This is a genomic window from Microbispora sp. CL1-1, assembly GCF_012034195.1.
In the GTDB taxonomy this organism is placed as follows: domain Bacteria; phylum Actinomycetota; class Actinomycetes; order Streptosporangiales; family Streptosporangiaceae; genus Microbispora.
In genome coordinates this window covers 61,804-88,394 of record NZ_JAATEK010000021.1, presented here as the reverse complement: position 1 = coordinate 88,394, position 26,591 = coordinate 61,804, and the positions used below count along the sequence as shown (strand labels likewise).

Annotated in this window: 29 protein-coding genes; 17 read left to right on the top strand and 12 right to left on the bottom strand. The window is 70.1% G+C overall.

Annotated elements, in window-relative coordinates; genetic code table 11:
- Positions 1–102: 102 nt before the first annotated feature.
- On the top strand, positions 103–699 hold the full coding sequence (gene idi / locus HCK04_RS23735) for an isopentenyl-diphosphate Delta-isomerase (RefSeq protein WP_142649584.1): 597 nt from the start codon (positions 103–105) through the stop codon (positions 697–699).
- A 76-nt stretch (positions 700–775) separates the two neighbouring features.
- Here the strand turns inward: idi and HCK04_RS23730 are convergent, their stop codons facing one another.
- Positions 776–1,855 (bottom strand): inositol-3-phosphate synthase, encoded by a 1,080-nt coding sequence (locus tag HCK04_RS23730; protein WP_142620118.1) that lies wholly within the window; start codon positions 1,853–1,855, stop codon positions 776–778.
- Between the two features lie 13 nt (positions 1,856–1,868).
- Positions 1,869–2,507 carry a PadR family transcriptional regulator gene (locus HCK04_RS23725; RefSeq protein ID WP_142649582.1) on the bottom strand — a complete coding sequence of 213 codons (639 nt, stop codon included), beginning with the start codon at positions 2,505–2,507 and terminating at the stop codon, positions 1,869–1,871.
- Between the two features lie 125 nt (positions 2,508–2,632).
- Between HCK04_RS23725 and HCK04_RS23720 the strand changes: the two genes are divergently transcribed.
- The 4 genes from HCK04_RS23720 (at position 2,633) to HCK04_RS23705 (ending at position 8,957) form a co-directional block, all read left to right on the top strand.
- Positions 2,633–3,016: a DUF5318 family protein gene (locus HCK04_RS23720; RefSeq protein ID WP_142620120.1), complete on the top strand. Its 384-nt coding sequence runs from the start codon at positions 2,633–2,635 to the stop codon at positions 3,014–3,016.
- A 564-nt stretch (positions 3,017–3,580) separates the two neighbouring features.
- Entirely contained in the window at positions 3,581–6,136 is a 2,556-nt protein-coding gene (locus HCK04_RS23715) for a transglycosylase domain-containing protein (RefSeq protein ID WP_168066209.1), read from the top strand.
- 103 nt (positions 6,137–6,239) lie between these two features.
- A complete protein-coding gene (locus HCK04_RS23710) occupies positions 6,240–7,607 on the top strand; it encodes a glycosyltransferase 87 family protein (RefSeq protein WP_142649578.1) in 1,368 nt (455 codons plus the stop codon).
- A gap of 114 nt (positions 7,608–7,721) precedes the next feature.
- A complete protein-coding gene (locus tag HCK04_RS23705; RefSeq protein WP_142649577.1) occupies positions 7,722–8,957 on the top strand; it encodes a glycosyltransferase 87 family protein in 1,236 nt (411 codons plus the stop codon).
- A 43-nt stretch (positions 8,958–9,000) separates the two neighbouring features.
- Here HCK04_RS23705 and HCK04_RS23700 read toward each other — a convergent pair whose 3' ends face one another.
- Positions 9,001–9,792, bottom strand: a complete 792-nt coding sequence (locus tag HCK04_RS23700; RefSeq protein ID WP_142649575.1) for a deoxyribonuclease IV — start codon at positions 9,790–9,792, stop codon at positions 9,001–9,003.
- Positions 9,793–9,977: 185 nt separating this feature from the next.
- Here HCK04_RS23700 and HCK04_RS23695 point away from each other — a divergent pair, with 185 nt between their 5' ends.
- Complete coding sequence (locus tag HCK04_RS23695; RefSeq protein WP_168066207.1) at positions 9,978–10,154, top strand: hypothetical protein; 177 nt, start codon at positions 9,978–9,980, stop codon at positions 10,152–10,154.
- A 127-nt stretch (positions 10,155–10,281) separates the two neighbouring features.
- Here HCK04_RS23695 and HCK04_RS23690 read toward each other — a convergent pair whose 3' ends face one another.
- A complete protein-coding gene (locus HCK04_RS23690; protein ID WP_240971726.1) occupies positions 10,282–10,527 on the bottom strand; it encodes a hypothetical protein in 246 nt (81 codons plus the stop codon).
- 271 nt (positions 10,528–10,798) lie between these two features.
- On the opposite strand from HCK04_RS23690, the gene rpsF reads away from it, so the two are divergent.
- The 7 genes from rpsF to HCK04_RS23655 all read left to right on the top strand — a co-directional run bounded on the left by rpsF (position 10,799) and on the right by HCK04_RS23655 (position 15,341).
- The gene (gene rpsF / locus HCK04_RS23685) at positions 10,799–11,089 is read left to right on the top strand and encodes a 30S ribosomal protein S6 (RefSeq protein WP_142620127.1); all 291 of its coding nucleotides are present in this window, start codon (positions 10,799–10,801) and stop codon (positions 11,087–11,089) included.
- 102 nt (positions 11,090–11,191) lie between these two features.
- Positions 11,192–11,728: a single-stranded DNA-binding protein gene (locus HCK04_RS23680; RefSeq protein WP_142649572.1), complete on the top strand. Its 537-nt coding sequence runs from the start codon at positions 11,192–11,194 to the stop codon at positions 11,726–11,728.
- Positions 11,729–11,815: 87 nt separating this feature from the next.
- Positions 11,816–12,052, top strand: coding sequence for a 30S ribosomal protein S18 (gene rpsR, locus HCK04_RS23675; protein ID WP_076439843.1), 237 nt, complete (start codon positions 11,816–11,818; stop codon positions 12,050–12,052).
- Between the two features lie 19 nt (positions 12,053–12,071).
- On the top strand, positions 12,072–12,518 hold the full coding sequence (rplI, locus tag HCK04_RS23670) for a 50S ribosomal protein L9 (RefSeq protein ID WP_142649570.1): 447 nt from the start codon (positions 12,072–12,074) through the stop codon (positions 12,516–12,518).
- 179 nt (positions 12,519–12,697) lie between these two features.
- A complete protein-coding gene (locus HCK04_RS23665; RefSeq protein WP_142649569.1) occupies positions 12,698–13,579 on the top strand; it encodes an ABC transporter substrate-binding protein in 882 nt (293 codons plus the stop codon).
- Positions 13,576–14,601, top strand: coding sequence for an amino acid ABC transporter permease (locus tag HCK04_RS23660; protein ID WP_260617381.1), 1,026 nt, complete (start codon positions 13,576–13,578; stop codon positions 14,599–14,601). The genes HCK04_RS23665 and HCK04_RS23660 overlap by 4 nt, the downstream gene beginning before the upstream one ends.
- Positions 14,598–15,341, top strand: coding sequence for an amino acid ABC transporter ATP-binding protein (locus HCK04_RS23655; RefSeq protein ID WP_142649568.1), 744 nt, complete (start codon positions 14,598–14,600; stop codon positions 15,339–15,341). The genes HCK04_RS23660 and HCK04_RS23655 overlap by 4 nt, the downstream gene beginning before the upstream one ends.
- A 1-nt stretch (position 15,342) precedes the next feature.
- Here the strand turns inward: HCK04_RS23655 and HCK04_RS23650 are convergent, their stop codons facing one another.
- Entirely contained in the window at positions 15,343–16,671 is a 1,329-nt protein-coding gene (locus HCK04_RS23650) for an MATE family efflux transporter (protein WP_142649567.1), read from the bottom strand.
- A gap of 290 nt (positions 16,672–16,961) precedes the next feature.
- Here HCK04_RS23650 and dnaB point away from each other — a divergent pair, with 290 nt between their 5' ends.
- The gene (dnaB, locus tag HCK04_RS23645; RefSeq protein ID WP_185949022.1) at positions 16,962–18,329 is read left to right on the top strand and encodes a replicative DNA helicase; all 1,368 of its coding nucleotides are present in this window, start codon (positions 16,962–16,964) and stop codon (positions 18,327–18,329) included.
- 231 nt (positions 18,330–18,560) lie between these two features.
- Here dnaB and HCK04_RS23640 read toward each other — a convergent pair whose 3' ends face one another.
- Complete coding sequence (locus HCK04_RS23640; protein WP_142649566.1) at positions 18,561–18,986, bottom strand: ester cyclase; 426 nt, start codon at positions 18,984–18,986, stop codon at positions 18,561–18,563.
- A gap of 74 nt (positions 18,987–19,060) precedes the next feature.
- Between HCK04_RS23640 and HCK04_RS23635 the strand changes: the two genes are divergently transcribed.
- The gene (locus HCK04_RS23635) at positions 19,061–19,702 is read left to right on the top strand and encodes a TetR/AcrR family transcriptional regulator C-terminal domain-containing protein (RefSeq protein ID WP_142649565.1); all 642 of its coding nucleotides are present in this window, start codon (positions 19,061–19,063) and stop codon (positions 19,700–19,702) included.
- 227 nt (positions 19,703–19,929) lie between these two features.
- On the opposite strand, the gene HCK04_RS23630 is transcribed toward HCK04_RS23635, so the two are convergent.
- On the bottom strand, positions 19,930–20,484 hold the full coding sequence (locus tag HCK04_RS23630) for a PadR family transcriptional regulator (RefSeq protein WP_142649563.1): 555 nt from the start codon (positions 20,482–20,484) through the stop codon (positions 19,930–19,932).
- Between the two features lie 78 nt (positions 20,485–20,562).
- On the opposite strand from HCK04_RS23630, the gene HCK04_RS23625 reads away from it, so the two are divergent.
- Entirely contained in the window at positions 20,563–21,135 is a 573-nt protein-coding gene (locus tag HCK04_RS23625) for a hypothetical protein (RefSeq protein WP_142649562.1), read from the top strand.
- Between the two features lie 13 nt (positions 21,136–21,148).
- The gene (locus HCK04_RS23620) at positions 21,149–22,543 is read left to right on the top strand and encodes a carotenoid oxygenase family protein (protein ID WP_240971724.1); all 1,395 of its coding nucleotides are present in this window, start codon (positions 21,149–21,151) and stop codon (positions 22,541–22,543) included.
- A gap of 23 nt (positions 22,544–22,566) precedes the next feature.
- Here HCK04_RS23620 and HCK04_RS23615 read toward each other — a convergent pair whose 3' ends face one another.
- The 5 genes from HCK04_RS23615 to HCK04_RS23595 form a co-directional block, all read right to left on the bottom strand.
- Positions 22,567–23,301: a metallophosphoesterase gene (locus HCK04_RS23615; RefSeq protein ID WP_142649560.1), complete on the bottom strand. Its 735-nt coding sequence runs from the start codon at positions 23,299–23,301 to the stop codon at positions 22,567–22,569.
- A gap of 137 nt (positions 23,302–23,438) precedes the next feature.
- The gene (locus HCK04_RS23610) at positions 23,439–23,903 is read right to left on the bottom strand and encodes an SRPBCC family protein (RefSeq protein WP_142649559.1); all 465 of its coding nucleotides are present in this window, start codon (positions 23,901–23,903) and stop codon (positions 23,439–23,441) included.
- Between the two features lie 84 nt (positions 23,904–23,987).
- Entirely contained in the window at positions 23,988–24,779 is a 792-nt protein-coding gene (locus HCK04_RS23605) for a helix-turn-helix transcriptional regulator (RefSeq protein WP_260617380.1), read from the bottom strand.
- Positions 24,780–24,856: 77 nt separating this feature from the next.
- Positions 24,857–25,606 (bottom strand): ABC transporter permease, encoded by a 750-nt coding sequence (locus HCK04_RS23600; RefSeq protein WP_142649558.1) that lies wholly within the window; start codon positions 25,604–25,606, stop codon positions 24,857–24,859.
- Positions 25,603–26,478 (bottom strand): ABC transporter ATP-binding protein, encoded by an 876-nt coding sequence (locus HCK04_RS23595; RefSeq protein WP_142649557.1) that lies wholly within the window; start codon positions 26,476–26,478, stop codon positions 25,603–25,605. The genes HCK04_RS23600 and HCK04_RS23595 overlap by 4 nt, the downstream gene beginning before the upstream one ends.
- Positions 26,479–26,591 lie beyond the last annotated feature (113 nt).

Genomic DNA, 26,591 nt, shown 5'->3' with positions numbered 1-26,591 from the left:
GGCGACAGCCTACGCGGGCGATCACGCGCGGACATCCGGAGCGACCCTGATAAAGACCCGTAGGTCTCACCCCGCGGCAAGGTGATCACGTACTCTCGCAGAGTGACGTCACAGGAACATGTCGTGCTGGTCGATGGCGAGGGAAACCCGATCGGCACCGCCCCCAAATCCACCGTCCACAGCGCCGACACGCCGCTGCATCTCGCGTTCTCCAGCTACGTCTTCGACCACCGCGGGCGCGTGCTGCTGTCACGCCGTGCGGGCTCGAAGCTGACCTGGCCCGATCAGTGGACCAACAGCTGCTGCGGGCATCCCCTGCCGGGCGAACCGCTGTCGTCGGCGGTGATCCGCCGCCTCGGGTTCGAGCTGGGCCTGACGGTCGAGTCCGTCGACCTGATCCTGCCGCGCTTCTCCTATCGGGCCGTGATGGACAACGGCACGGTGGAGAACGAGCTGTGCCCGGTCTACCGGGCCGTGGTCACCGGAGAGGCCGCGCCCAACGCCGAGGAGGTGGGTGAGGTCAGGTGGGAGCCCTGGGCGCGCTTCGCCGCCGAGGTGATGAGCGGGGAGCGGGACATCTCGCCCTGGGCCAGGGAGCAGGTGCCTCAGCTCGTCGCGCTCGGGCCGGATCCGCTGGCCTGGCCGGTGGCCGACGCCGCCGCCCTGCCGCCGGCCGCGCGCCCGCTCACGAACCACTGAGGTCCACCGGGCGTGGACATGGGACCGCCCCGGTCCGATCGAGCGGAACCGGGGCGGGACACGCGGACGACGGACGTCAGCGCTCGGCCTCACCGCGGATGAACTTCTCCACGGCCTCGCGGGCGGCGTCGTCGGAGTACTGCTCCGGCGGCGACTTCATGAAGTAGGACGAGGGCGACAGCAGCGGGCCGCCGATGCCCCGGTCGAGGGCGATCTTGGCCGCGCGCACCGCGTCGATGATGATGCCGGCGGAGTTGGGCGAGTCCCAGACCTCGAGCTTGTACTCCAGGTTGAGCGGGGTGTCGCCGAACGACCGGCCCTCAAGGCGGACGTAGGCCCACTTGCGGTCGTCCAGCCACGGCACGTGGTCGGACGGGCCGATGTGGACGTCGGCCTTGGCCATCTCGTGCGGGATCTGCGACGTGACCGACTGGGTCTTGGAGATCTTCTTGGACTGGAGGCGGGTGCGCTCCAGCATGTTCATGAAGTCCATGTTGCCGCCGAAGTTGAGCTGGTAGGTGCGCAGCAGCTCGACTCCGCGGTCCTCGAACAGCTTGGCCAGCACGCGGTGCGTGATCGTCGCGCCGACCTGCGACTTGATGTCGTCGCCCACGATCGGGACGCCGGCCTCGGTGAACTTCGCGGCCCACTCGGGGTCGGAGGCGATGAAGACCGGCAGCGCGTTGACGAACGCCACCTTGGCGTCGATCGCGCACTGCGCGTAGAAGCGGTCGGCCTCCTCCGAGCCCACCGGGAGATAGGACACCAGGACGTCGACCCGGGCGTCCTTCAGGGCCTGGACGACGTCCACCGGCTCCTCGTCGGACTCCTCGATGATCTCGCGGTAGTACGTGCCCAGGCCGTCGAACGTCGGGCCACGCTGCACGGTGACGCCGAGCGGCGGCACGTCGCAGATCTTGATCGTGTTGTTCTCGGAGGCGACGATGGCCTCCGACAAGTCGCGGCCGACCTTCTTGGCGTCCACGTCGAAGGCCGCGACGAACTCCACGTCACCGACGTGGTAGTCACCGAACCGCACGTGCATGAGGCCCGGCACACGGCTGCTCGGATCCGCGTCCTTGTAGTAATGGACGCCCTGCACCAGCGATGAGGCGCAGTTGCCCACACCGACGATGGCTACGCGCACCGAACCCATAGCACTCGCTCCTTTACCTATCTGCCTCGGGCGTGTCCGCCCTCTGGGTCTCTTCCTGTACGGCTTGCGCGGGATCCGGAGGGTGACCCCCCTCGCCGGGAGCCGAACGGCTCCGCCGTTCCGAGTCGATCAGCTCGTTCAACCAGCGGACCTCGCGCTCGACCGACTCCAGCCCGTGGCGCTGGAGCTCAAGCGTGTAGGTGTCCAGCCGCTCTCTCGTGCGGGCGAGAGCCTCACGGACGCGGTCGAGGCGTTCTTCAAGGCGGCTGCGGCGGCCCTCCAGGATGCGGAGCCGCACCTCCGCCTCCGTGTGGCGGAAGAAGGCGAAGTGGATGCCGAAGCTCTCGTCCTCCCAGGAGGACGGCCCCGACTGGCTGAGCAGCTCCTGCAGCCGCTCCTTGCCCTCCGCCGTGATCTTGTAGACGATCTTCGACCTACGGCCGAGAACCGTGTCCTCAGGAGGCTCCTCCTCGGCGATGAGGCCCTCGTTGAGCAGACCCCTGAGGCAGGGGTACAGCGAGCCGTAGGAGAAGGCACGGAACATGCCGAGCAGCGTGTTGAGCCGTTTGCGCAGCTCATATCCGTGCAAGGGCGTCTCGTTCAGCGATCCCAGGACGGCGAGCTCCAGCACACCTCCACGAGAGCCCGTCACTGGAACCACCCCCTGTGTCCGACCGATGTATCGACTCGATACATCCGCAGGATACGTCGGGGTGTCATAGATGGCAACGGGTCAACGGTTGGGCAAGATTCGGCAAAGGGTCGTAATCTGGCCGCATGTGGTCACAGCGGTCGGTCGTGGACTACGGCCTCGCTAAGCGGGCGGCCGTACAGTCCGTCCGCGCCGGCCGCATGCGGGCGCGGGACGTGTGCGACGCCCACCCCTACCTGCTCCGCGCGGCCCGGTTCCACGGAGAGCCGACGAGCCGCAGTTGCCCCATATGTGAACGACGCAACGTGACCAACGTCACATACGTATATGGGGACGAATTAGGACGAGTGGCCGGCCAGGCAAAAGGGATGGCCGAGCTCACCGCGATGGCGCGGGAATACCGCGAATTCCGCGTCTACGTGGTGGAGGTCTGCCAAGGTTGTTCTTGGAACCACCTGGCGGTGTCGTTCGTCCTCGGAACAGCCGATCCCCCGGGCCCTTCCCTGTAGGGCGGACCTCCACCTCCAGGAGGCGGCCCGCCGGCCTGCCGGCCGACGTCGATAATTCCCCGAACCATCTGACGAGGACGCGTGACTTACAGCAGCTACGGACCGGAGCCGACCGGCCGTCCCGAGGACGCCTCGGGCTCCGGTGGATCATCCCGCCCTGGGCGCCGTCGTCGCTCGCCCCGGGAATCCGACGAGTTCGGCGATTACGGAGAGTACGGAGAGTACGGAGAGTACGGCGAGCCCGTCCCGCCGCGGCAGCCCGGCAGGGGACCGGTCCCGCAGCCGCCCCGCGGCGCCCGGCCGGCCGGACCCGACCGCCGTCGTGAGGCGGCAGCCTTCGAGGACACGGCGGCCATGAACGCGGTGCCCCCCAGGCCGGAACCGCGGCCCGAACCCCGGCCCGAACCCCGGCCCGAACCGCGACCGGAGCAGGGCAGGCCGCAGCGACCGGTTCCGGGACCGCAGCAGGGAGGCCGGGGACCGGTGGGCGGCGGACGCCCGCCGATGGACCGTGACCCGCGCTACGCGGCCGGCCCCGGCGGTCCTGGTGGCCCGGGTGGTCCTGTGGGCCCTGGCAGGCCCGGCCGTCCCGGCGCGGACGAGCGCACCCAGGCGATGGGCATGCCGACGGGCGGATTCCCCCGCGACGGCCGCGATCCCCGGGGGGACGAGCAGCGCACCGAGGCCATCCAGACCGGCGGCCGCCGCCGCAGGCCCCCGGGCCGGGGTGGCCACGGCCCCGGCGGCCCCGGTGGACCCGGTGGACCCGGTGGACCCGGTGGACCCGGCGGTCCGGGTGGGCCCGGCGGGCGCGGCCCCCGGGATCCGCGTGACTTCGACGACTTCGACGAGGACGACGAGAAGCCGCGCCGTACGGGCTGGCGGCGCTTCGTCCCGAGCTGGAAGATCCTGTTGGCGGCCTTCACCGTGCTGGCCGCCGGCACCTTCGGCATGATCGCGGTCGCCTACGCCAACACCCCGGTGCCCGAGGCGACGCAGGCGGAGGCCGTGGCCCAGGGCAGCGCCATCTACTACAACGACGGCAAGACGCTGATCGCCAAGGTGGGCACCCCGCGCGTCATCCTGGACAACATCAACAAGGTGCCGCGGCACGTCCAGGACGCCGTCATCGCGATCGAGAACGACACCTTCCGGACCGACAGCGGCATCTCGATCCCCGGCATGATCCGGTCGGTCTACATGACGGCGACCGGGCAGCAGCTCCAGGGCGCCTCGACCATCACCCAGCAGATGGCCCGCAACTACTACGACGGCCTCAGCCAGGAAGTGTCGATCAAGCGAAAGATCAAGGAGATCTTCGTCGCGGTCAAGCTCGACAAGTCGATGACCAAGGACCAGATCCTCCTGCAGTACCTCAACACGGTGCCCTTCGGCCGGGCGTACGGCATCGAGGCCGCCGCGCAGGCGTACTTCAAGAAGCACGTCGAACAGCTCACCGTGGAGCAGGGCGCCTATCTCGCCGCGCGCATCCAGACGCCCGCCCTGGACGCCGACTCCCCGCGGTTGCAGAGCCGGTTCAAGGACGTCGTCAACGCCATGGCGAGGCTCGACCCGGCCAAGTACGGCAAGCTGCCGGGCACGGCCAAGTTCCCCAAGACGGTTCCCGATCGCAACAGCAACGAGCTGGGCGGCCTGAAGGGCTACATGGTCGTCCAGGTGCTGCAGGAGCTGAAGACCCGGATGAACCTGCCGCCCGACCAGGTCAGGAGCGGCGGCTACAAGATCGTCTCGACCTTCGACAAGAAGCTCATGCAGGCCGCCAGGAAGGCGGTCATCGGCACCACCGCCAGCCTGCCGAAGGAGATCCACGCCGGTCTGGCCGCAGTGGACCCCAAGAACGGACGGGTGCTCGCCTTCTATGGCGGTGAGGACTACGTCAAGGACAACTGGAACGAACCGTTCGACTCCTACAAGCAGGCCGCCTCGGCGTTCAAGCCGTACGTGCTGGCCGCCTGGCTGGACGCCGGGCACAGCCTGAACAGCTTCGTGCCCGGCAACAAGACGGTGCCGGAGGAGCTCCCCGGCACCAAGCCCATCGGCAACAGCCACAACGTGGGGAACGCGATCAACGTCACCACGGCGACCGCCGACTCGGTCAACACGGCCTTCGCCTCGATGGCGTACAAGCTGGACGAGGAGAACGGCACGATCGGGCAGCTCAGCGCGGTGAAGCAGATCGCGGAGGAGGCCGGGCTCGGCAAGCAGCGCATGGAGGACGACGTCAAGGAGCACAAGTACGCGTTCTCCATCGGCAGCGCCCTGGTCACCCCGGTCGAGCAGGCCGCCGGCTACTCGATCTTCGCCAACGAGGGCAAGCACGTCGACTACCACGTGGTCAAGGAGGTCCGGAAGGACAAGGCGGTCGTCTTCGCCGAGCGCCGTGAGGTCAAGCAGGTGATCACGCCCGAGGCGGCGGCCGACTCCGTGGCGGCGATGGAGGAGGTCCTCAAGACGGGTACGGCGGCGGGCAGGGGCATCGGCCGCCCGGCCGCCGGCAAGACCGGCACGAACAACGACAACAAGGAAGCGTGGTTCGTCGGCTTCACCCCGCAGATCTCCACCGCGGTCGGCATGTACCGCGAGCAGTGCGTCACCAAGTCGGGAAAGATCGTCCAGCCCATTTACGCGAACTGCCCGGAGACCCCCGGCGGCAAGAAGAGCAAGAAGTACGGCCCGAACAATCCCTACTCCAAGCCCCGTGAGATATCGCTCGGCGCCGGCATCGAAGGCGCGACCTACCCGACCACCATCTGGCGGAACTTCATGATGGAGGCGCTCGCGGGCAAGCCTGTCGAGCAGTTCCCGCAGAAGGCCGGGCTGGGCAGCCCGGAGAACATCGTGCCGAGCCCGACGCCGACGCCCAGCCCGGAGCCCGACGACGCCGGGTTCCCGACGGACTTCCCGACCGACTTCCCCGACGACGGCGGCTGCTTCAACGGCGGCCCGGGATGTGACAGCGGCGACGGCCTCGGCGACGACCGGGGCCCGGGCGGTTCGGACGGCGGCCCCGGCGGCGACGACGTCCCGTTGAACATCAACCAGCCCCCGGCCGCGCTCCCGACCGGGTCGGGAAACGGCAGGAACGGCAGCGGCGCCTGATCCGCGATCCGGCGTCCCGAAGGGGCCCGCGGCGACTCCCGCCGCGGGCCCCTTCGGCGCGCGGAGTCGCCAAGCCGAGGCGTTGAATGGTGCAATACCGAGCATGACGACCCGGACCACGAACGACTCCGCCCCGCTGCCCGGGGTCGCCGCGCGGGCGGTGCCGTACCTGCCTCTCGGGCTTCTCGCGGGGCTCGGCGCCGTTCTCGCGTACCTGTGGAAATATCCCTGCCGGTTCGGCGGAGCCTGGAACGGCGGCGTCGGGCAGTTCACGAACTTCTGTTACACCGACATCTATCCGCTGTTCTGGGCCGAGAAGCTCAACGAGGGCAAGATCCCGTACGTCGACTATCCGGTCGAATACCCGGTGGGCATCGGCGGGATCATGGAGTTCGCCCGCCGCCTCGCGGGTGGCGACGGGGTCGTGTTCTACGACGTCACCGTGATCCTGATGGGAATCGCGCTGGTCGTGGGCGTGCTGCTCATGGCCGCGCTCGCCGGTCCCGCCCGCCGCTGGGACGCCCTCTGGTACGCCGTCGGCCCGGCCGTCATCCTCTGCGCGTACATCAACTGGGACCTCGCCGCCGGCGCCCTCGCGCTGGGCGGCCTGCTGGCCTGGGCCCGCAACCGGCCGTGGCTGGCGGGTGTGCTGCTGGCCCTCGCCGTGGCCACGAAGTTCTACCCGCTGATGTTCTTCGGCGCGTTGTTCCTGCTCACGGTGCGTACGGCGAAGTGGGTGCCGTTCCTCAAGACCCTCGCCGGGGCCGCGGGCGCGTGGCTGCTGGTCAACGTGCCGATCATGCTGGTCAACTTCGAGGGCTGGGAGAAGTTCTACGCGTTCAGCAGCGAGCGCGGCGCCGACTGGGGCGGGCTGTGGTTCTTCTTCCAGAAGACCGAGTGGTTCGGCATGGAAAGGCCCGGTTTCCTGGCCTTTCTCGGCGACGCGGAGAAGCTGAACACCATGGCCATGGCCGCGCTGGCGGTGCTCCTGCTGGGCGTCGCCGTGCTGGCGCTCGCCGCGCCGCGCCGCCCGCGCCTGATGCAGCTGTGCTTCCTCGCCCTGGCCGCCTTCATGATCACCAACAAGGTCTGGTCGCCGCAGTACGTCCTGTGGCTGGTGCCGTTCGCGGTGCTGGCCAGGCCGAGGTGGGGGGCGCTGGCCGCCTGGCAGGTCGCCGAGTGCTGGTACTTCTTCTCCATCTGGCTCTACCTGATCACCCAGTATCCCGACCACGCCGGGGAGGGCATCGGCGACGACCCCTACTTCCTGTCGGTCTGGGCCCGGGCGCTGACCATCGTCATCCTCATGGCGCTCGTCGTCCGCGACATCCTGCGGCCCGAGCACGACGTCATCCGCCAGGGAGAGGTCGACGACCCGTCGGGCGGGGTGTTCGATCACGCCGAGGACCGTCTCGTGTTGCGCCGTTCGCTCCTCTCACGAGGGGTGCGGCAGCAGCCGGAGACGGTGTGAAGCCGTGAAACTTACATCGGATTTCGCGCCCGTCGCGGCGCGGTTCCGAGCCGTCCGCGCGGAGGCATCGCGTAGCGTCGCGTGAGAGTGTCCGCGACGAACGGGGGAGACACGATGCGCCGGAGGCCACCATGGCTCCTGCTGCTGGTGTGGGTCGTGACCAGGGTGATGCTCCTCCTCGTCGCGACCCAGACCATCCCGACCGGGCACGGCGTGGCGTTCAGGAACGACGTCACCCTCTATCGCCACTGGTCCGAGATCCTGGCGGAGGGACAGTTCCCGGCGGGTGACGAGAAGTGGCAGTACCCGCCGTTCGCGGCGCTGCCGCTGCTCGCCCCCCGGCTGCTGCCGCTGGGCTACCACGTCGCCTTCTATCTGCTGGCGGCACTGTGCGACCTCGCGATCCTGTTCCTGGTCTGGTGGTTTTCCACCGGCCGGCGCGGCGGGAGCCGTACGGGGCCGTGGGCGTGGACGGTGGGCGCGGCCCTGCTCGGCCCGGTGCTCGTCTCCCGTTATGACCTCATGGTCACGCTCGTGGCGGTGCTCGCGCTGACGGCGTCGGCCAACCCGGTGGTGCGCGGGTCGCTCATCGGCGCCGGGCTCCTCGTGAAGGTCTGGCCGGTCGCGCTGCTCGCCGGCCTGCGGCGGTGGCGCGAGCTGCTGACCGCGTCGTGGCTCACGGTCGCGGTCGCGGTCGGGGGATGCGGCGTGGCCGCCCTGTCGATGCCGCACGCGCTGGACTTCCTGACCGCACAGGAGAAGCGCGGGCTGCAGATCGAGTCGCTCGCCGCCACGCCGTTCGCGCTCGCCCGGGCCCTCGGCTGGTGGGACGGCTACACCACCTATCGGCACGGCGCGATGGAGGCCGTCGGCGGCGGCGTGGGCATCGCGACGATGGTGAGCCTGGCCGCCACGCCCGTGGCGCTGGCGCTGATCGGCCTGTGGTGGCTGCGCGCGGCCCCCAGCCCCCGGTCGTACTACGACGCCGCTCTCACGACCGTGCTCTTCCTGGTCGCCACCAGCCGGGTGCTGTCACCGCAGTACCTCGTGTGGGTGATCGGCATCGCCGCCGTCATCCTGTCGGTGCGGCGCGACCGGCCGGGCCCGACGCAGCGGCCGGCCGCCCTGCTCGTCATGGTCGCCGCCCTGCTGACGGGCGTCATGTATCCCTGGATCGAGCTGGACTACAGCTGGACGGGCACCCTGCCGGGGACGCTCGTGCTGGTCCTGCGCAACCTCGTCTTCCTCGCCGCGGCCGTCACGTCGTACGTGCAGTTGTGGCGCGCCACGCGCAGGCCCGCGGGGGTGCGGGACGAGCGAGGCGTTCAGACGCCTGTACCCGCTTCCTGACGTTTTCAATCCGCAGAGTTATCCACAGGGTGTGGACGAACGGCTACAGGTGCTTGCGCAGGAACGCGATGTCGTCGGCCTGGCCCTCGAACGGCGTCTCCACCACGATCGGCGCCCCGGCCGCCCGGCAGACCTCCAGGATCAGCTCGGGGTCGATCTGGCCGTTGCCGAGGTTGGCGTGGCGGTCGGCCCCGGAGTCGAACGCGTCGCGCGAGTCGTTGCAGTGCACGAGGTCGATGCGGCCCGTGATCGCCTTCACCCGCTCCACGAGGCCGGCGAGCTCCTCGCCGCCCGCGTGGAAGTGACAGGTGTCGAGGCAGAAGCCGACGACCGAGGGGTCCGGCGCCCCCGCCGTCACCGCGTCCCACAGCCGGGCGATGCGCTCCAGCTTCCGCGCCATCGCGTTGCCGCCGCCGGCCGTGTTCTCGATCAGCACGGGGATCGGGCACTCGGTGCGCTCGAAGACCTTGCGCCAGTTGTCGAAGCCGGTCTGCGGGTCGTCGCCCGCGTTGACGTGCCCGCCGTGGACGATCAGGCCCTTGGCGCCGATGGCCGCCGCCGCCTTCAGATGCGAATCGAGCAGCTTGCGGCTCGGGATGCGGATGCGGTTGTTCGCGGTGGCCACGTTGATGACGTACGGCGCGTGCACGTAGACGTCCACGTCCGAGGTGCGCAGGGCGTCGGCGGTGGCGGGCGTCACCGGGCCCTTCCAGCCCTGGGGATCGCCGAGGAAGAACTGCACCACGTCGGCGTCGCGGGCCGCCGCGTGCGCCAGCGGATCGTCCTGGTCGACGTGGGCTCCGATCCGCGGGCGGGCGCCGTTGTGGCTGTCCATGCCGTTCCTCCACCAATGCTTGTTGCCTGATCGCGAGGCCGCCGGACGCGAGGGGCGAACTCTAGGCGCTCTCCAAGAGCGTTTCAAGAGGGCGCGCTGTTTCAAGCGTGCGAAACAGGGCAGTCGCGTGTGCACGCGCCCCCCAGACCCGCGCGCGATACTACTTCGTCGTCAAGGAGACGAGCATGAGATATCGCTTAGGCAGCTTCGTCCTTCTCATCTACATCCTCGTCGGCCTCTATGTGGCCTGGCTCCACGACTACATCACCCCCACGCTCCTCAAGCAGGTCGCCCAGGCGCTGATCGCGGTCTTCCTGTGGTTCCTGGTGCTGCTCGGCGTGGACCTGCACATCGGCGGCTGAACGGTCACAGGCCAGGTGCGCAGGTGTCGGTTGTGCACGCGTCGGTCGCGCGGCGTCAGTTGCGCAGGTGTCGGTCGCGCAGGTGCCGGTTGCGCGGCATCAGTTGCCCGGCATCAGTTGCGCGGCGTCAGTTGCGCAGCGAGAAACCGCGGGGGAAGAAGCCCCCGTGCGCGATGCCCAGCGCGGCGCCGACGAACGACCCCACGATCCCCACGATGATCAGCGCCCGCTGTCTGGTGGTCGACGAGACGAACTGGGCGTACAGCCCGCCCCAGAACCCGACCGCGCCCACCCACGACGCGATCATGTGGGCCGCCACGATGAAGCCCGTGACGAACGCCACCAGGCCGCACACGAGCGTCGCGATCGTCATCGCGTTCTCCCGCGGGTGCGGCCTGCCGTCCGTGTCGAGTATGAAGTGACCGGGGCTTCTTCTTTTTCGGCCGATGGTGTTTCGCATCGCGCCTACCCCCTCTCCGACCTCCAGTTTCACTCTCCGGGCCGGGTGGGGCCAAGTGGCTGATAGCCTTATTCGACTGCGTCTGATAAGGGCCGGGGGGCATGCCTCCCGGCGCGAGGCGCAGGGTCCTCCTGTCACGGCAAGGCGTCGTGACCGCAAGAGTCCAGAGGAGGTTGGATCACACATGCGTCGCTACGAGATGATGGTCATTCTCGACCCGTCCCTCGACGAGCGCACCGTGCAGCCGTCGCTCGACCAGTTCCTCAGCGTCGTCCGCAACGACGGCGGCACCGTGGAGAAGGTCGACGTCTGGGGCCGTCGCCGCCTGTCCTACGACATCGCCAAGAAGTCCGAGGGCATCTACGCCGTGGTCGACCTGACCGCCGAGCCTGCCACCGTGAAGGAGCTGGACCGCCAGCTCAACCTGAACGAGGGCATCCTCCGCACCAAGGTCATCCGCCCCGAGCTCCACTGAGCTTCACTGGCAGCACCCCGAAGCCCGGCGATTTGTCGGGCCCGGGCCGTACTCTGAGCCTCTGACGGCTCAGCTGACGGGATAGGAAGGCGAAAGCGACCGATGGCAGCAGGCGACACCCAGATCACGATCGTCGGCAATCTTGTCGACGACCCGGAGCTGCGCTTCACCCCGACGGGGCAGGCCGTGGCCCGGTTCCGCATCGCGTCCACTCCGCGGTTCCTCGACAGGCAGACCAACGAGTGGAAAGACGGCGAGGGCCTGTTCCTCACCTGCAACGTCTGGCGGCAGGCGGCGGAGAACGTCGCCGAGAGCCTCCAGCGCGGCATGCGGGTGATCGTCCAGGGACGGCTGCGCCAACGGTCGTACGAGACCAAGGAAGGCGAGAAGCGCACGGTCTACGAGGTCGAGGTCGACGAGGTCGGCCCCTCGCTGCGCAACGCCACGGCGAAGGTCAACAAGACCTCGCGCCAGGGCGGTGGCGGCGGCGGCTTCGGCGGACCTGCCAACGACCCGTGGGCGACCGCGGCGCCTGCTCCGCAGGGGGGCTACGGCTCCGGCGGTGGCGGCGGCTTCGGCGGCGGCCCGCAGGGCGGCGGCGGCTTCGGCGGCGACTTCAGCGACGAACCGCCCTTCTAGGTCACCGGGGCCTTCCGGTCCCAACCACCGTAAACACAACCGAGCGACCATTCCCGCTTCATGCGGGGCTCTGAGAGGAGCACCACGATGGCGAAGCCGGCAGTGCGCAAGCCCAAGAAGAAGGTTTGCCTCTTCTGCCACGACAAGATCTCCTACGTCGACTACAAGGACACGGGACTGCTGCGGAAGTTCATCTCCGACCGCGGCAAGATCCGTGCTCGCCGGGTGACGGGCAACTGCACCCAGCACCAGCGCGACGTGGCGACCGCTATCAAGAACGCTCGTGAGATGGCCCTGCTGCCGTACACGAGCACCGCGCGCTGAGAAAGGAGACTCAGGACAAATGAAGCTCATCCTCACCACTGAGGTCTCCGGCCTCGGCGCTCCCGGCGACATCGTCGAGGTCAAGGACGGCTACGGCCGCAACTACCTCATTCCTCGTGGCTTCGCCATCCGCTGGACCCGCGGCGCCGAGTCGCAGGTCGCCTCGCTGAAGAAGGCGCGCGCCGCCCGCGAGATCCGCGACCTGGGCTCCGCCAAGGAGGTCGCCGGCCAGCTCGGCGCCCTCAAGGTGCGCCTCACGACCCGCGCGGGCGAGTCGGGCCGGCTGTTCGGCTCGGTCACGACCGGCGACATCGCCGAGGCCGTCAAGGCCGCCGGTGGTCCGCAGCTCGACCGCCGCCGCATCGAGATCGGCAACGCGATCAAGAGCGTCGGCACCCACAAGGTGAGCGTCCGGCTGCACCCGGAGGTCGCCGCCACCATCGACGTCGAGGTGGTCGCGGGCTGACACCCGTCGCAGTTCCGTCGAGGGTCCTTCTCCGTACGCCGGAGAGGGGCCCTTCGCGGTTCTGTGGGCCGTCCGGTGAGGAGTGATTCCCCTCAGGTCAACAGGGGTTATACGGAACGCTAGTATCTTGCCGTCCGATTCAGCGGATTTCGTGGAAACACCCCTCGATGGAGGCTGCGATGCGCCGTCCCTCACTCCTGCTGGCGTCCGGCGCTCTCGTGCTGGCGGCCGCCGCCTGCGCTCCGGCGGACGACACCTCCACCACCGCGAGCGCCGCCGCGAGCCCGGCCGGCTCCGCCGCCGCGGACGCGTGCGCGAAGGAGAGCCTCAAGCTCATCACCCCCGGCAAGCTCACGATCGGCACCGACAAGCCGGCGTACGAGCCGTGGTTCAAGGACGACAACCCCTCCAACGGGCAGGGGTTCGAGAGCGCGGTCGCCTACGCCGTGGCCGAGAAGATGGGATTCACCAAGGACGAGGTCACCTGGGCGGTCGTGCCGTTCGACTCGTCGTTCGCCCCGGGGCCCAAGCAGTTCGACTTCGACGTCAACCAGATCTCGATCACCCCCAGCCGGGCCAAGGCCGTCGACTTCAGCCAGGGCTACTACACGGTCAAGCAGGGCGTCGTGGCCCTCGACGGCACGAAGTTCGCCTCCGCCACGAGCCTCGCCGAGCTCAAGGACGCCAAGATCGGCGTGCAGGCCGGCACCACCGCGCTGGAGGCGGTGCGGTCGGTCATCCAGCCCTCCAAGGACCCGAGCGTGTTCAACCAGCAGGTCGACGCGGTCAACGCGCTGAAGAACAAGCAGATCGACGCCATCGTCGTCGACCTGCCGACCGCCTTCTACGTCACCGCCGCCCAGGTGGAGGGCTCGAAGATCGTCGGGCAGTTCGACGCGAACGCCGGGGAGCCCGAGGAGTTCGGCCTGCTGTTCCAGAAGGGCAACCCGCTGGTGAGCTGCGTCGACAAGGCGCTCGGTGAGCTGAGGTCGTCCGGTGAGCTGGCGCAGATCGAGAGCCAGTGGCTGACCGCCGCCGCGGGCGCGCCGGAGCTCAAGTGACCGAAGGAGAGGCGGCCGGCTCGCCCGTGGCAGAACCCGAGGCCGCGGAGTCGCCGGCGGGGAATCCGGAGGCCGCGGGATCGCGGGAGGGGGATCTGCGGGCCGAGCCGGGGGGAACGTCGCTGCCCTCGGAGGCCGCCGCGCCGGTGGGAAGCCCCGGACGCGGGGAGTCACCCGTATGGGTGAAGAGCGAGCGCCAGCTCCGCCGGGAGGCGGAGCTGCGCGGCCGGGCGCGGCGGTCCGTCTCCGTCGCGACCGCGTCCACGATCGTCGTGGTGGTCGCCCTCGTCGTCGGGATCACCTCGTCGCCGGGGTGGCCGAGGGTGCGGGAGACCTTCCTCAGCCCCGAGGCGTTCGTCGCCGCGCTGCCCGACGTGCTGCGTGGTTTCGTGCTCAACATCGAGATGTTCCTCATCGCCGAGGTGTTCATCCTCGTGCTGGGGCTCCTCGTCGCAGTGGTACGCGGCCTGCGCTCACCGGTGTTCTTCCCGCTGCGCGCGCTGGCCGTCGTCTACACCGACGTCTTCCGCGGCATCCCGACCATCCTGCTCATCTATCTGGTCGGGTTCGGCATTCCGGCACTCGCTCTGCAAGGCGCACCCAGTGACCCGGTCACCCTCGGCATCATCGCGCTCGTGCTGTCCTACGGCGCGTACGTCGCCGAGGTGTTCCGGGCGGGCATCGAGTCGGTGCACCCGAGCCAGCGGGCGGCGGCGCGATCGCTGGCGCTGACGCAGGGCCAGACCATGCGTCACGTGGTGCTGCCGCAGGCCGTCCGCCGGGTGATCCCGCCGCTGCTCAACGACTTCGTCTCGCTGCAGAAGGACACCGCGCTGGTCTCCGTGCTCGGCCCGCTGGAGGCGCTGCGGCAGGCGCAGATCCACAAGGACCTCGACTTCAACTTCACGCCCTACCTGGTGGCCGCGCTGCTGTTCATCCTGCTGACGGTGCCGATGGCCCGGTTCACCGACCATCTCGCCGCGCGGGCGGCCCGGCGCCAGACGGGAGGCGGCACGGCATGAGCCTGCTCAAGGTCGAGGGCGTCTGGAAGCACTACCAGGGGCTGAGCGTGCTGCGCGGGATCGACCTGGAGGTCGCTCCGCACGAGGTGGTCTGCCTGATCGGCGCGTCCGGCTCGGGCAAGTCGACGCTGCTGCGCTGCGTCAACCTGCTGGAGACGATCGACGACGGCGCGATCCACCTGGACGGCACCGAGATCACCGACGTGCGGGCCGACCCCGACGACGTGCGCCGCCGCATCGGCATGGTGTTCCAGGCGTACAACCTGTTCCCGCACATGACCGTGCTCGACAACATCACGCTCGCGCCCCGCAAGGTGCACGGCGTGCGGCCCGAGGAGGCCGAGGCGCGGGCGCGCGAGCTGCTCGACCGGTTCGGGCTGGCCGACAAGGCGGGGGAGTATCCCGACCGGCTGTCCGGCGGCCAGCAGCAGCGGGTCGCGGTCATCCGCGCGGTCGCGACCGATCCCCGCCTGCTGCTGCTCGACGAGGTCACCTCAGCGCTCGATCCCACGCTGGTCACCGAGGTGCTCGGCGTGATCCGCGAGCTCAAGGAGGCCGGGATGACGATGATCCTGGCCACCCACGAGATGGGCTTCGCCCGCGACATCGCCGACATCGTGTGCTTCCTCGAAGGCGGCGTGCTGCTGGAGAGCGGCCCGCCCGAGCAGATCTTCAGCGCGCCCGAGCATCCGCGCACGCAGGCGTTCCTCCAGCGCGTGCTGGAGGCCCGCCGCATGTGAGTCAGGCGGCCGTCCGTGAGGCGCCCGTGACCATCCAGGCGGTGCCGTACGCGCGGAGTGCCAGCGTGACGAGCCGGGCGGTCATCCAGACGCCGAGCGCGAGCCACAGGGCCACCAGGGTGCCCGCGACGGCGGCGAACGGCAGGTAGGCCAGCGTCGTCCACAGCCCCGCCCAGGCGAGGTAGCGCTGGTCGCCGGCCCCGATGAGCACGCCGTCGAGCACGAACACGACGCCCGCGACCGGCTGCAGGAGCGCGACCGGCCACAGCACGGAGAGCAGCTCGGCGGCCGCCTCGCCGTGTGCGTCGAACAGGGCGGGCACCAGCGGGCGCGCGAGCAGGACGGCCGCGCAGAACACGACGCCGCATCCGACACCCCACATCACCATGCGCCTGGTGGCCTCGCGGGCGCCCGTGACGTCGCCCGCGCCCAGCGCGCGGCCCGTGATGGCCTGCCCCGCGATCGCGATGGCGTCGAGCCCGAAGGCGAGGAACGTCCAGATGCGGGCGGCGATCGTGTGCGCGCCGATCTGGTCGTCGCCCATCCGGGTCGCGATCGAGGTGGCGACGAGCAGCACGGCCTGGAGGCATGCCGTACGGACGACCAGGGCGAACCCGGCGGCGCCGGCGGCCCGCACACCGGCGAGGTCGGGCAGCAGCGAGGCGCCGTGCGCACGGGCGGTCCGCACGACCAGCGCGAGGTAGGTCGCGGCGGCCAGCGACTGCGCGACGACCGTGCCCCAGGCCGATCCGGAGATCCCCCAGCCGAGGCCGAGCACGAACCAGATGTTCAGCAGCCCGTTCAGCCCGAACGACGCGATGGACACGGCCAGCGGCGTGCGGGTGTCCTGCAGCCCGCGCAGCACGCCGGTGCCGGCGAGGACCAGCAGCATGCCGGGGGTGCCGAGGAGACTGATGCGCAGATAGGTGACGGCCTGCGCGGCGAGCTGGCCGGTCGCTCCGAACAGGTGTACGATAAACGGAGCAAGAGGCCAGCACACCACACCGACGGCCAGTCCGATGATCGCGGCCAGCCACAGGCCGTCCATCCCCTGGCGCATCGCCTGCCTGACGTCCCCCGCCCCCAGTCTCCGTGCGACCGCGGCGGTGGTGGCGTACGCGAGGAACACGCACAGCCCGACGAGGGCCGACAGGGCCGCGCTGGCCACGCCGAGAGCGCCGAGCGCTGGATCGGGGAGGTGGCCGACGATGACGGAGTCGGTGAGCAGGAAGAGCGGCTCGGCCACCAGTGCCCCGAATGCCGGGATCGCGAGCCTGAGGATCTCCCTGTCATGGGCACGGCCGTGTCCGGTCCCAGAGGTAAGTGGCATAAGCCTATTTTGCGGCTTACTGAGCCATGCTCGATCGGTATCGAAATCTCCGGTGACTTTCTTTCCTCCACAGGCCGTGGATATCGAAATCCCAGGTGGCGGCGGTCTTCGCCGACGTGGTCACAGCGCTGTCCACAGGGTCGTCCCCAGGCTTTTCACATGTCGGGGGAGCGGACTGCACACGTTGTCCACAGGGTTGTCCACTGGTCAAGTTGCCGCCCGGCCCCGGGGTTGGGGAGACTTGCGCACCGGGCTGGGGTTGCTGTGACCGCTGGGCAGGGGGTGTGAGGGTGAGCGTGCTCGACTTCCCGGGGGGACCCGGAGGCTCCGATTCGACGTTCGAGCGGACGCCGCCACACAACATCGAGGCCGAGCAGTCGGTGCTGGGCGGCATGCTGCTGTCCAAGGACGCCATCGCCGACGTCATCGAGGTGCTGCGCGCCGACGACTTCTACCGGCCGGCCCACCAGATCGTCTTCGAGGTGATCACCGACCTGTACGGCCGGGGCGAGCCCGCCGACTCGGTGACCGTCTTCGACGAGTTGCAGAAGCGCGGCGAGGTCGCCCGGGTCGGCGGCGGCGCCTACCTGCACACGCTGACCGCGATCGTGCCCACCGCCGCCAACGCCGGCTACTACGCCAAGATCGTCCGCGAGCAGGCCGTGCTGCGCCGCCTCATCGAGGCCGGCACCCGCATCGTCTCCTACGGCTACGGTGGCCAGGGCGAGGAGGTCGACGACCTGGTCGACCGCGCGCAGGCCGAGATCTACAAGGTCACCGAGCGCCGCACCTCCGAGGACTACCTCCCGCTGTCGGAGATCATGCCGTCGGCGCTGGACGAGATCGAGGCCATCGGCAGCCGCGGCGGCCAGATGGTCGGCGTCCCGACCGGCTTCCAGGATCTCGACGCCCTGACCAACGGCCTCCACCCCGGCCAGATGATCGTCGTGGCCGCCCGCCCGGCGATCGGCAAAAGTACCCTAGGTCTAGATTTCGCCCGATCTGCGGCGATTAAGCATGGGATGACCACGGTCATCTTCTCGCTGGAGATGTCGCGCAACGAGATCACCATGCGTCTGCTGTCCGCCGAAGCGCGGGTGGCGCTGCACACGATGCGCTCGGGCATGATGAGCGACGACGACTGGACGCGGATGGCCCGCCGGATGGGCGAGGTCGCCGAGGCGCCGCTGTTCATCGACGACTCCCCGAACATGTCGATGATGGAGATCCGGGCCAAGTGCCGCCGCCTGAAGCAGCGTCACGACCTGCGCTTCGTGATCGTCGACTATCTCCAGCTCATGAGCTCGCCCAAGAAGACCGAGAGCCGTCAGCAGGAGGTCTCGGAGCTGTCCCGTGCGCTGAAGCTGCTGGCCAAGGAGCTGGAGGTGCCGGTCATCGCGATCTCCCAGCTCAACCGTGGCCCCGAGCAGCGTACGGACAAGCGCCCGCAAGTGTCGGACCTACGTGAATCGGGCTCGATCGAGCAGGACGCCGACATGGTCATCCTGCTGCACCGGGAGGACGCGTACGAACGGGAGTCGCCGCGTGCGGGCGAGGCGGACCTGATCGTGGCCAAGCACCGAAACGGCCCCACGGCCACGGTGACCGTGGCGTTCCAGGGTCACTACAGCCGCTTCGTGGACATGGCGACGCACTAGCTTCCTGATCATTTGTTCGATTTCGTGTTATGTCGTATGGGTCGCGAGGAATCATGACAACCCATCCGGCACCACGACGATCGTCAACGTCAAGGTCTTCGACGGTCTCCGGCTGCTCGACGCCGTAACCCTCCGGGACGGCCTGATCGAGGCCGTGGGCCACGGGCCTGGCACGGACGGCGAGTCGTTCGGCGGCCGGGCCGCGGCGAGCCCCTGACGGCCGTACACAGGTCAGTCGACCTCGGGCCAGTCCCAGCCGAGCTGGAAGAACATGCCCAGGCGGTCGCTCACCGCGCGCATCTCGGAGATCTTCCCCTCCCGCAACGTGAGAATGAAGATCGCCTCGACCGTGAACGAACGGTGGGTGGGCTCCGGCATCCGCGGGTGGGAGCCGGAGTTCACCCCCGTCATCGTCAGCCGCGCGGTCACCCGGTGGCCCTCGCCGATCATCTCCTCGACCTTCAGGTGGAAGGGGTCGAACGCGTCGAGCTGCTGGGCGATCGCGTCGAACGCCGCGCCCGGCTCGTCGGGCTCCCCGTGGATCACCTTGTTGTGGTCGATCACGTCGTCGGTCATGTAGCGGCGCAGGTCGCCCAGCCTCCGGTCGTTGATGGCGTCGAACAGGCCCTGGACGACGGTCTTCGCGGCGGTGCTCATGATTGCTCCCCTTCTTTCTTACGTCGTAAGAGAACGATATTCTTACGCCGTAAGAGACGTCAAGTGGAGGACCGATGCCGAGAGCGGGACTGTCCAAGGAGAAGGTGCTCGCCGCCGCGCTGGCCCTGGTCGACAGGGAGGGCATCGCGGCGCTGTCGATGCGCAAGCTCGGCGCGGAGCTGGGCGTGGAGGCGATGACGCTCTACTACTACGTGCCGAACAAGGACGCCGTCCTCGACGGGCTGATCGACATGGCGGTCTCGCGGGTAACGGTGGAGCCGGTGGGCCCGTGGCGGGAGTGGCTGCGCGCCTTCGCGGTCGCGATCCGGCGGGAGCTGCTCGCGCACCCCGCCCTGCTGCCGCTGGTCGCCACCCGGCCGGTGCTCGCGCCCGGCGGCCTGGCGACCGTGGAACGGATGGCGGCCGTGCTGCGGGACGAGGGGTTCGGCGCGCTGGAGGGGCTTCGGCTCGTCAACGCGGTGGCGACGTTCGTGGTGGGGCACACGCTGGCCGAGGCCGGAAGCACACCGGGGCACGGCGAACCGGACGTCGCCGGTGTGATGGAGAGCCTCGACCCGGGGGAGTATCCCGTGCTGGCCGAGGCGGTGCGCGCCGGGCTCGGCAGCCCGCAGGACCATCAGGAGCGCTTCGACCGCGCGCTCGACGCCCTGCTCGACGGCCTCGGGCCCGGTGCTCTCCGCAAAGCCTCCCGATAGGCGGCGTCCTCGGGGTGCGGCGCACACGCCACGTCGGGCGCGGACCGGCGGCCCGGTCACCGTCCGGCGCAGGCCGGCAGTCACCCAGGCGGGTCGCCGGGGAGGAGAGCCGAGGCGGTGGGCACGGGATTCCTCGCGAGGGCCGAGGACGGCGCGGGGCCCGGGAAGGCGTCACTCGGCCCCGGGCCCGAGGACGGCTCGGGGATAGCGCCGGGCCCCGGAGGTCGTTACTCGGCCCGAGGCCGACCGGCCTTTTCGGGTTCCAGCTCCGCCATCCGCGCGGCGGCCCATTCGGCCCATTCGCGCTGCGCGGCGGTCAGGCGCAGGCCCCACTCCAGCGCGATGTCGCCGTACAGCCGCAGCGCGTCGCCGCCCTGGCCGATGACGAACTCGCGGATGCCGAGGAGCTGGTCGTGCTCGTGGACGGCCCGCTCGGCCAGCCGTTCCAGATAGCCGCGGGCGGCGTCGGCGCCGACCTGGTCGAGGAAGAAGACCCGCAGCAGCATGTCGCTGCGCCGGGACATGGTGGGCGGCACCTCGACCAGCCAGTGGCGTAGCTCGGCCCGGCCCTCCTCGGTGATCTCGTATTCCTTGCGCCCGCGCGGGCCCTCCGCCGCGACCCGCACCAGCCCTTCCTTGGCCAGCCGGCCCAGCTCGGCGTAGAGCTGGCTCTGGGTCGCGGGCCAGACGTTCTCCAGCGACAGTTCGAAGGTCTTCAGCAGGTCGTAGCCGCTGGCGGGCCCGGCCGACAGGAGACCGAGCATGGCATGACGAAGGCTCATGGCTCCGATCGTACATTCCTGTGTTGACATGTCGCTAGTGGAGGTTCTACGTTCGACATGTCACTGATGGAACGTCGAATGAAGGAACCCCCCGTGCTTCGCTACGTCCTCACCTTCCTCCCGTGGATCGCCTTCGCCGTCCTCAGCACGAACGGCGAGGCCAGGCTCGGAGCCACGGCCGCGCTCCTCGTCTCGCTCGTGCTGCTCGCCGCCGACCGCAGGGGCGGGCGCGGCTGGGACGAGCTGGTCATCGAGCTCAGCTCGGGGGTGTTCTTCGCGGGTCTGACGCTGGCCGCGTTCACGATCATGCCGGCGCCCTTCGGCGAGTACGGCCCGGCCGTCTCGGTGGCCTGGCTGGCGCTCACCGCCTGGGGGTCGCTGGCGATCCGCAAGCCGTTCACGCTGGGCATCGCCCGCCGGACGACCCCGGCAGAGGTGCAGGCGACCCCGCTGTTCTACCGGGTCAACGCCGTCATCACCGCTGTGTGGGCGGTGGGCTTCACCCTCAACGCCGTCGGCCTCGCCCTGCTGTTCGCCTTCGCCCCGCACGCCACCGTCGCGATCATCGCGGTGAAGGTCTGCGGCTTCGCGCTCCCCGCGCTGTTCACCATCCGCTACCCCCAGATCGTCCGCGCCCGCTACGCCGCCTGATCGGAGCCCCGCCATGACAACGCAGCCGACCACCACGACACCGACCACCACGACACAGACGACCACGACACAGACGACCACAGAGCCGACGACCATGAAGCCGACCGCCTCCTACCTGACCGGCCGCCTCGCTCCCGTCCCCGACGAGATCGACGCGATCGACCTGCCCGTCGAGGGCACGCTGCCGCCCGAGCTCACCGGCCGCTACTTCCGCAACGGCCCCAACCCCCGCCCCGGGGAGGACGGCGGGCACTGGTTCGTCGGCCACGGCATGATCCACGGCATCCGGCTGCGCGACGGGCGGGCGGAGTGGTACCGCAACCGGTGGGTCCGCACCACGCGCTTCGCCGGCGCGCCGTACGTGCACGAGCGCGGGGTGGACCTCGCGGCCGTGCCCGCCAACACCCATGTGATCCGGCACGCCGACAAGATCCTCGCGCTCGTGGAGAACGGCCTGCCGTACGAGATGACGCCCGAGCTCGACACGGTCGGCCCCTGCGACTTCGGCGGGCGGCTGGCCACCGCGATGACCGCGCACCCGAAGGAGGACCCGATCACCGGGGAGCTGCACTTCTTCGGGTATGGCTGGGCCAAGCCCTACCTCACCTATCACCGGCTGTCGGCCGGCGGCGAGCTGGTGGAGAGCCGGCCGGTGGACGTGCCGGGGCCCACCATGGCCCACGACTTCGCGATCACCCGGCACCATGTGGTGTGGCTCGACCTGCCGGTCGTCTTCGACTTCGATCTCGTGGGCCGCGGCATGCCCTACCGGTGGGACGACGCGTACGGCGCGCGGCTGGGCGTGATGAGCCGCGCCACCGGCGACGTGCGGTGGTTCGACATCGACCCCTGCTACGTCTTCCATGTGGGCAACGCGAGCGAGGACGAGCACGGGCGCGTCGTCGTCGACGCGGTGCGCTACTCGCCGGGGGCGTTCTGCGGCTTCTGGCCGACCATCGGCGGGGCGGCCAACCCGGCCGCCCACACCGGGGGCGCGGCCCTGCACCGCTGGACCCTCGACCCCGCCACCGGCGTCGCGCGCGACGAGCAGCTCGACGACCTGGACGTCGAGTTCCCCACGATCAACGAGACGCGCACCGGCCTGACCAGCCGTTTCGTCTACGCGGTCGGCAAGGACGCGATCGTGAAGTACGACACCGCGAACGGCACGAGCCGGGCCCACCAGACCGGCGAGCGCTCGCCGGGCGAGGCCGTGTTCGTCCCCGCATCGGACGCCGGGGCCGAGGACGAGGGCTGGCTGCTGTCGATCGCGACCACCGAGCACGGCGCCGAGCTGCTGGTGCTCGACGCGTCGGACCTCGCCCGGGTGGCGTCCGTACGGCTGCCGCGCCGGGTGCCGGCCGGGTTCCACGGCTCGTGGATCCCCGACGAGGCTCCCGGCGCCTGACAGGTCGATTCAGGGCCCAGGTATCAAGGCACAGGACGGTAGTGGGTGGTGATCCGGCCGTCGTCCAGCACGTGGAGGGCGATGGCCGGCGGCAGGTCGTAGTCGAGGGTGGGACGCCCCGATGCCTCGGACGGCAGCAGCGCGGTGCTCACCACTCCCGGCGCGACCAGCAGCGGCAGCCCGGCGAACGTCGTCGCCGCCGCCGTGTGGGCGTGCCCGGCCAGCACCGCGACGACGTGCGGGTGGCGGCCCAGCACCTCCGCCAGCCCCTCCGGCCGCCCGAGCCGGATGCCGTCCACGTACGGGATGCCGAGCGCGACGGCAGGGTGGTGCATGCCGACGAAGGCGGGCACGCCGGGTGTGGCGGCGAGCACGGAGTCGAGCCAGGCCAGGGTGTCGTCGTCCAGCGCGCCCTCGGGGCGGCCGGGGATGCTGGAGTCGCACAGCGCGATCGTCGCGTGGTCGAGGTTGAGCGCCTGGTTGACCGGGTGGTCGCCGTCCTGCTCCAGCAGGACCTTGCGGAGGTCGCCGCGGGCGTCGTGGTTGCCCGGGCACAGCACGAGCGGCACGTCGTCGCCGGAGATCAGCTCGCGGACGGTCTCGTACTCCTCCACCGCGCCGTGGTCCGCGAGGTCGCCGGTGAGCACGATCGCGTCGGGCCGCAGCGACCGCGCGTAGGCGAGCGCGCGGGCGGCACGCGAGGTGTTCCGCTCGCTTCCGTCGATGTGGATGTCACTGACGTGCGCCAGCACGAGCATGTGATACCTCCCGGGCGGAATGGGAACTCCAGCTTCTCACGCAAGGATCGTATGAGTCAGGTCTCACCGAGACCGTGGGCTCGCCGGCCTCGACCCGGCGCTCGCGACGGCGACGTACGCCGAGTCGCTGGAGTCGTTCACGAACCGCGCGTAGACCGCCCGGACAGCCGTTCGGCGAGGATCCGGGCCCTGGCGAGCTGCACCTTCCGCGCCTGGCCCGCCGCGAACCCGATCACGAGCCACGGCGCGCTCAGGTCGAGCCGGTCGTCCACGCGCGTGCCGCCGTCCTCCGGCGACAGGTCGAAGCGGTAGCCCATCCGCACGCCGCCGGGGCTGTCCACCTGGCCCCGTACGGACAGTCGCTCGGCCGTGCGCTCGGTCAGCAGCGTGACGGCGATGGGGTTGTCGTATTTCAGGCCGAGGAAGCGGAACCGCTCGATCGAGGTGTAACGCACCACCCCCGGCTCCGACCGGTCGACGTCGCGCACGGCCACCACGAGCGGCGACAGGCCGATGTAACTCTCGGGCGTCGTGAGGTGCTCGAAGACCTCCTCCGGCGCGGCGTCCACGTGGAACGTGTTGGTCAGCACCCGTGCGGGCACCCCGGTCTCCTCACCCTGGATCTTGGTTGAGGGAATTGTGGCAGGGCCGTATCGCCGCACGGACGCCGGATGATCTCCGGACGATCACGAAGAGCTGCCATGGAGGAACGCCGCCGTCGCGGGGTCGGCCGGATAGAACGACTCGATGGCCAGCTCGGAGACCGTGATGTCGAGCGGGGTGCCGAAGGTCGCCACGATGCTGAAGAACGACAGCTCCCGCCCGGCCCGCCGCACCCGGAGCGGCACGAGGATGTCCCCGGGGCCGGGCAGCTCCACCTCGGGTTCGGGCTGGTCGCAGGGATATTCGCGCAGTTCGGCGTACAGCTCGGCGAGCCGCGGGTCGGCGGTGAGCGTGATCTGCCGCCGCAGCCGGCCGAGCAGGTGCGCCCGCCACTCGCCCAGGTTGACGATGTGCGGGGCGAGCCCCTCGGGGTGCAGGCTGCCCCGCAGCACGTTGCCCAGCAGGTCGGGGTCGATGCCCTCCGCCAGCAGCCCGATGCCGTCGTTGGCGTCGACGAGGTTCCAGAGCCGGTCCACCACCACGGCGGGAAAGGGATCGTGGGCCGACAACAGCCGCCTGATCGCGTCGTACACCGCCGCCATCTGCGGCGAGGCGAGCGGAGACTCGCCATAGACGGGGGCGTATCCCGCGGCCAGCAGCAGGTGGTTGCGCTCCCGGAGCGGGAGATCGAGGTGCTCGGAGAGGTGGAGCACCATGTCACGGCTCGGCGTGGCCCGGCCGGTCTCCAGGAAGCTGATGTGCCGGGTGGAGATCTCGGCGCGGTTGGACAGGTCGAGCTGGCTCATCCGCCGGTGCTCGCGCCACTGGCGCAGGAGCTCCCCGAACGACCGCTGATAGGGCGTTGCGACGGTCACGCCCTGGACGCTATCCGGTCGCCGATCGGCCGGCGATTACCTGTGAGGTAGGCGCCGGGCCGTACGGGCCGCATCGGCTACTCCCAGCGGAAGAGCCGGGCGGCGGCGAGACCGGCGGCCAGCGCCCAGCCCGCCAGTACGGCGAGGTGGAGCGGCTGGGGGGCGTGCCCGCCCAGGGTGTCCATCAGCCCCTGCCCGAAGGCGCCCGTGGGGGTGAAGTCGCTGATCCGGCGCAGGACCTCGGGCATCAGCGGCCGGGGCAGCCACATCCCGGCGAGGAACAGCAGGGGGAACATGAGGGCCGCGCCCACCCCCTGGACGACCCGGGAGCTCGGCGCGACGGCGGACAGCAGCAGCCCGATGGCGAGGATGGTGAGCGTGCCGAGGACGAAGACCCCCGCGAACGCCCAGGGCGAGCCCGGCAGCGGCACCCCGATGACCAGGTGGCCCAGCATCAGCGTCAGCGTGGTGGCGACCACGGCCACGACCACGTTGATCAGCAGTTGGGCCGACAGCAGCGCGCTCGGCCGCACCGGCGTGGTGGACAGCCGCCGCAGCACGCCGCGCTCCCGATAGAGCACCAGGCCGGCCGGCAGCACGCTGAGCCCGAGCGTCACGACCGACAGCAGCACCATCATCGCCGTGAAGGGCGCGTCCACCAGCCGCTGCCCGCCCAGCGAGGGATCCGCCTCGCGGAAGGCGGGGATCGTCGTGCCCAGCGCCAGCAGCAGCCCCACCGGCAGCACGAGCGCGAAGAACACCGCCATCGGCTCGCGGAGGAAGAGCCGGGCCTCCACGGCCGCGAGCTTTCCGAATGCTTTCGTCATGACTCCTCCTGGCCGGTCAGAACGAGGAACGCGTCGTCGAGGGTGGTGCGCTCCATGCGCAGGCCACGCGTACGGGACGGGGGCAGCACGGCGGCGACGGCGCTGAGCAGCTCGCCGGTGCCGGTGACGGTGACCTCCGGGCCGTTCGCGCCGTCGGCGACGGTGACGGACGCCACCTCGGGCAGTGCGCGCAGGGCGTCGACCGGCTCGTCGGTGTGGAAGACCAGGCGCTGCTCGCCGCCGGCGCGGGCGACCAGCCCTTCGGGGGTGTCCACCGCCCGCACCCGTCCCCGGGAGATGACCGCGACCCGGTCGCACAGGCGCTCCACCTCCTCCATGAAGTGGGTCACCAGCAGGATGGTGACGCCGCGCTCCCTGATCCGGGCGATCAGGTCATAGGTCTCGCGGCGGGCGCGCGGGTCGAGGCCGGTGGTGAGCTCGTCGAGTATCGCGATGCGCGGGCTTCCGACCAGCGCGAGCGCGACCGACAGCCGCTGGCGCTGCCCGCCCGACAGCTTCCCGAAGGGCGCGCGGAGGTCGAGGCCGGCCTCCTCGGCCAGGGCCCGCCAGTCGGCCGGCCGGGCGTAGAATGAGGCGTAGAGCGCCAGCGCCTCCCCGACCCGGATCTTGTCGGGCAGCGAGCACTCCTGGAGCTGTACGCCGACCTGTTCCTTCAGGTCCGCGTCCACGGTGACGGTGCCCGCGGTGGGGGTGCGCAGCCCGGCGACGCACTCGACCGTCGTCGTCTTGCCTGCCCCGTTGCGGCCCACGATGCCGAAGACCTCGCCCTCCTTCACGGAGAACGACACGTCCTCGACCGCGACCCGCGTTCCGTACGTCTTGCGGAGGTGGTCCACGGTGATGATTGCCATGGCAAAGACGCTAGGAATCGGACGGTCCGCGGAGAATGCGGCTGTGGACCCGATGGGGGTGCACTTTCCTCCACCCCCATCGTGCGCCTTCGGCCACTGTGCCCACCCGGCGT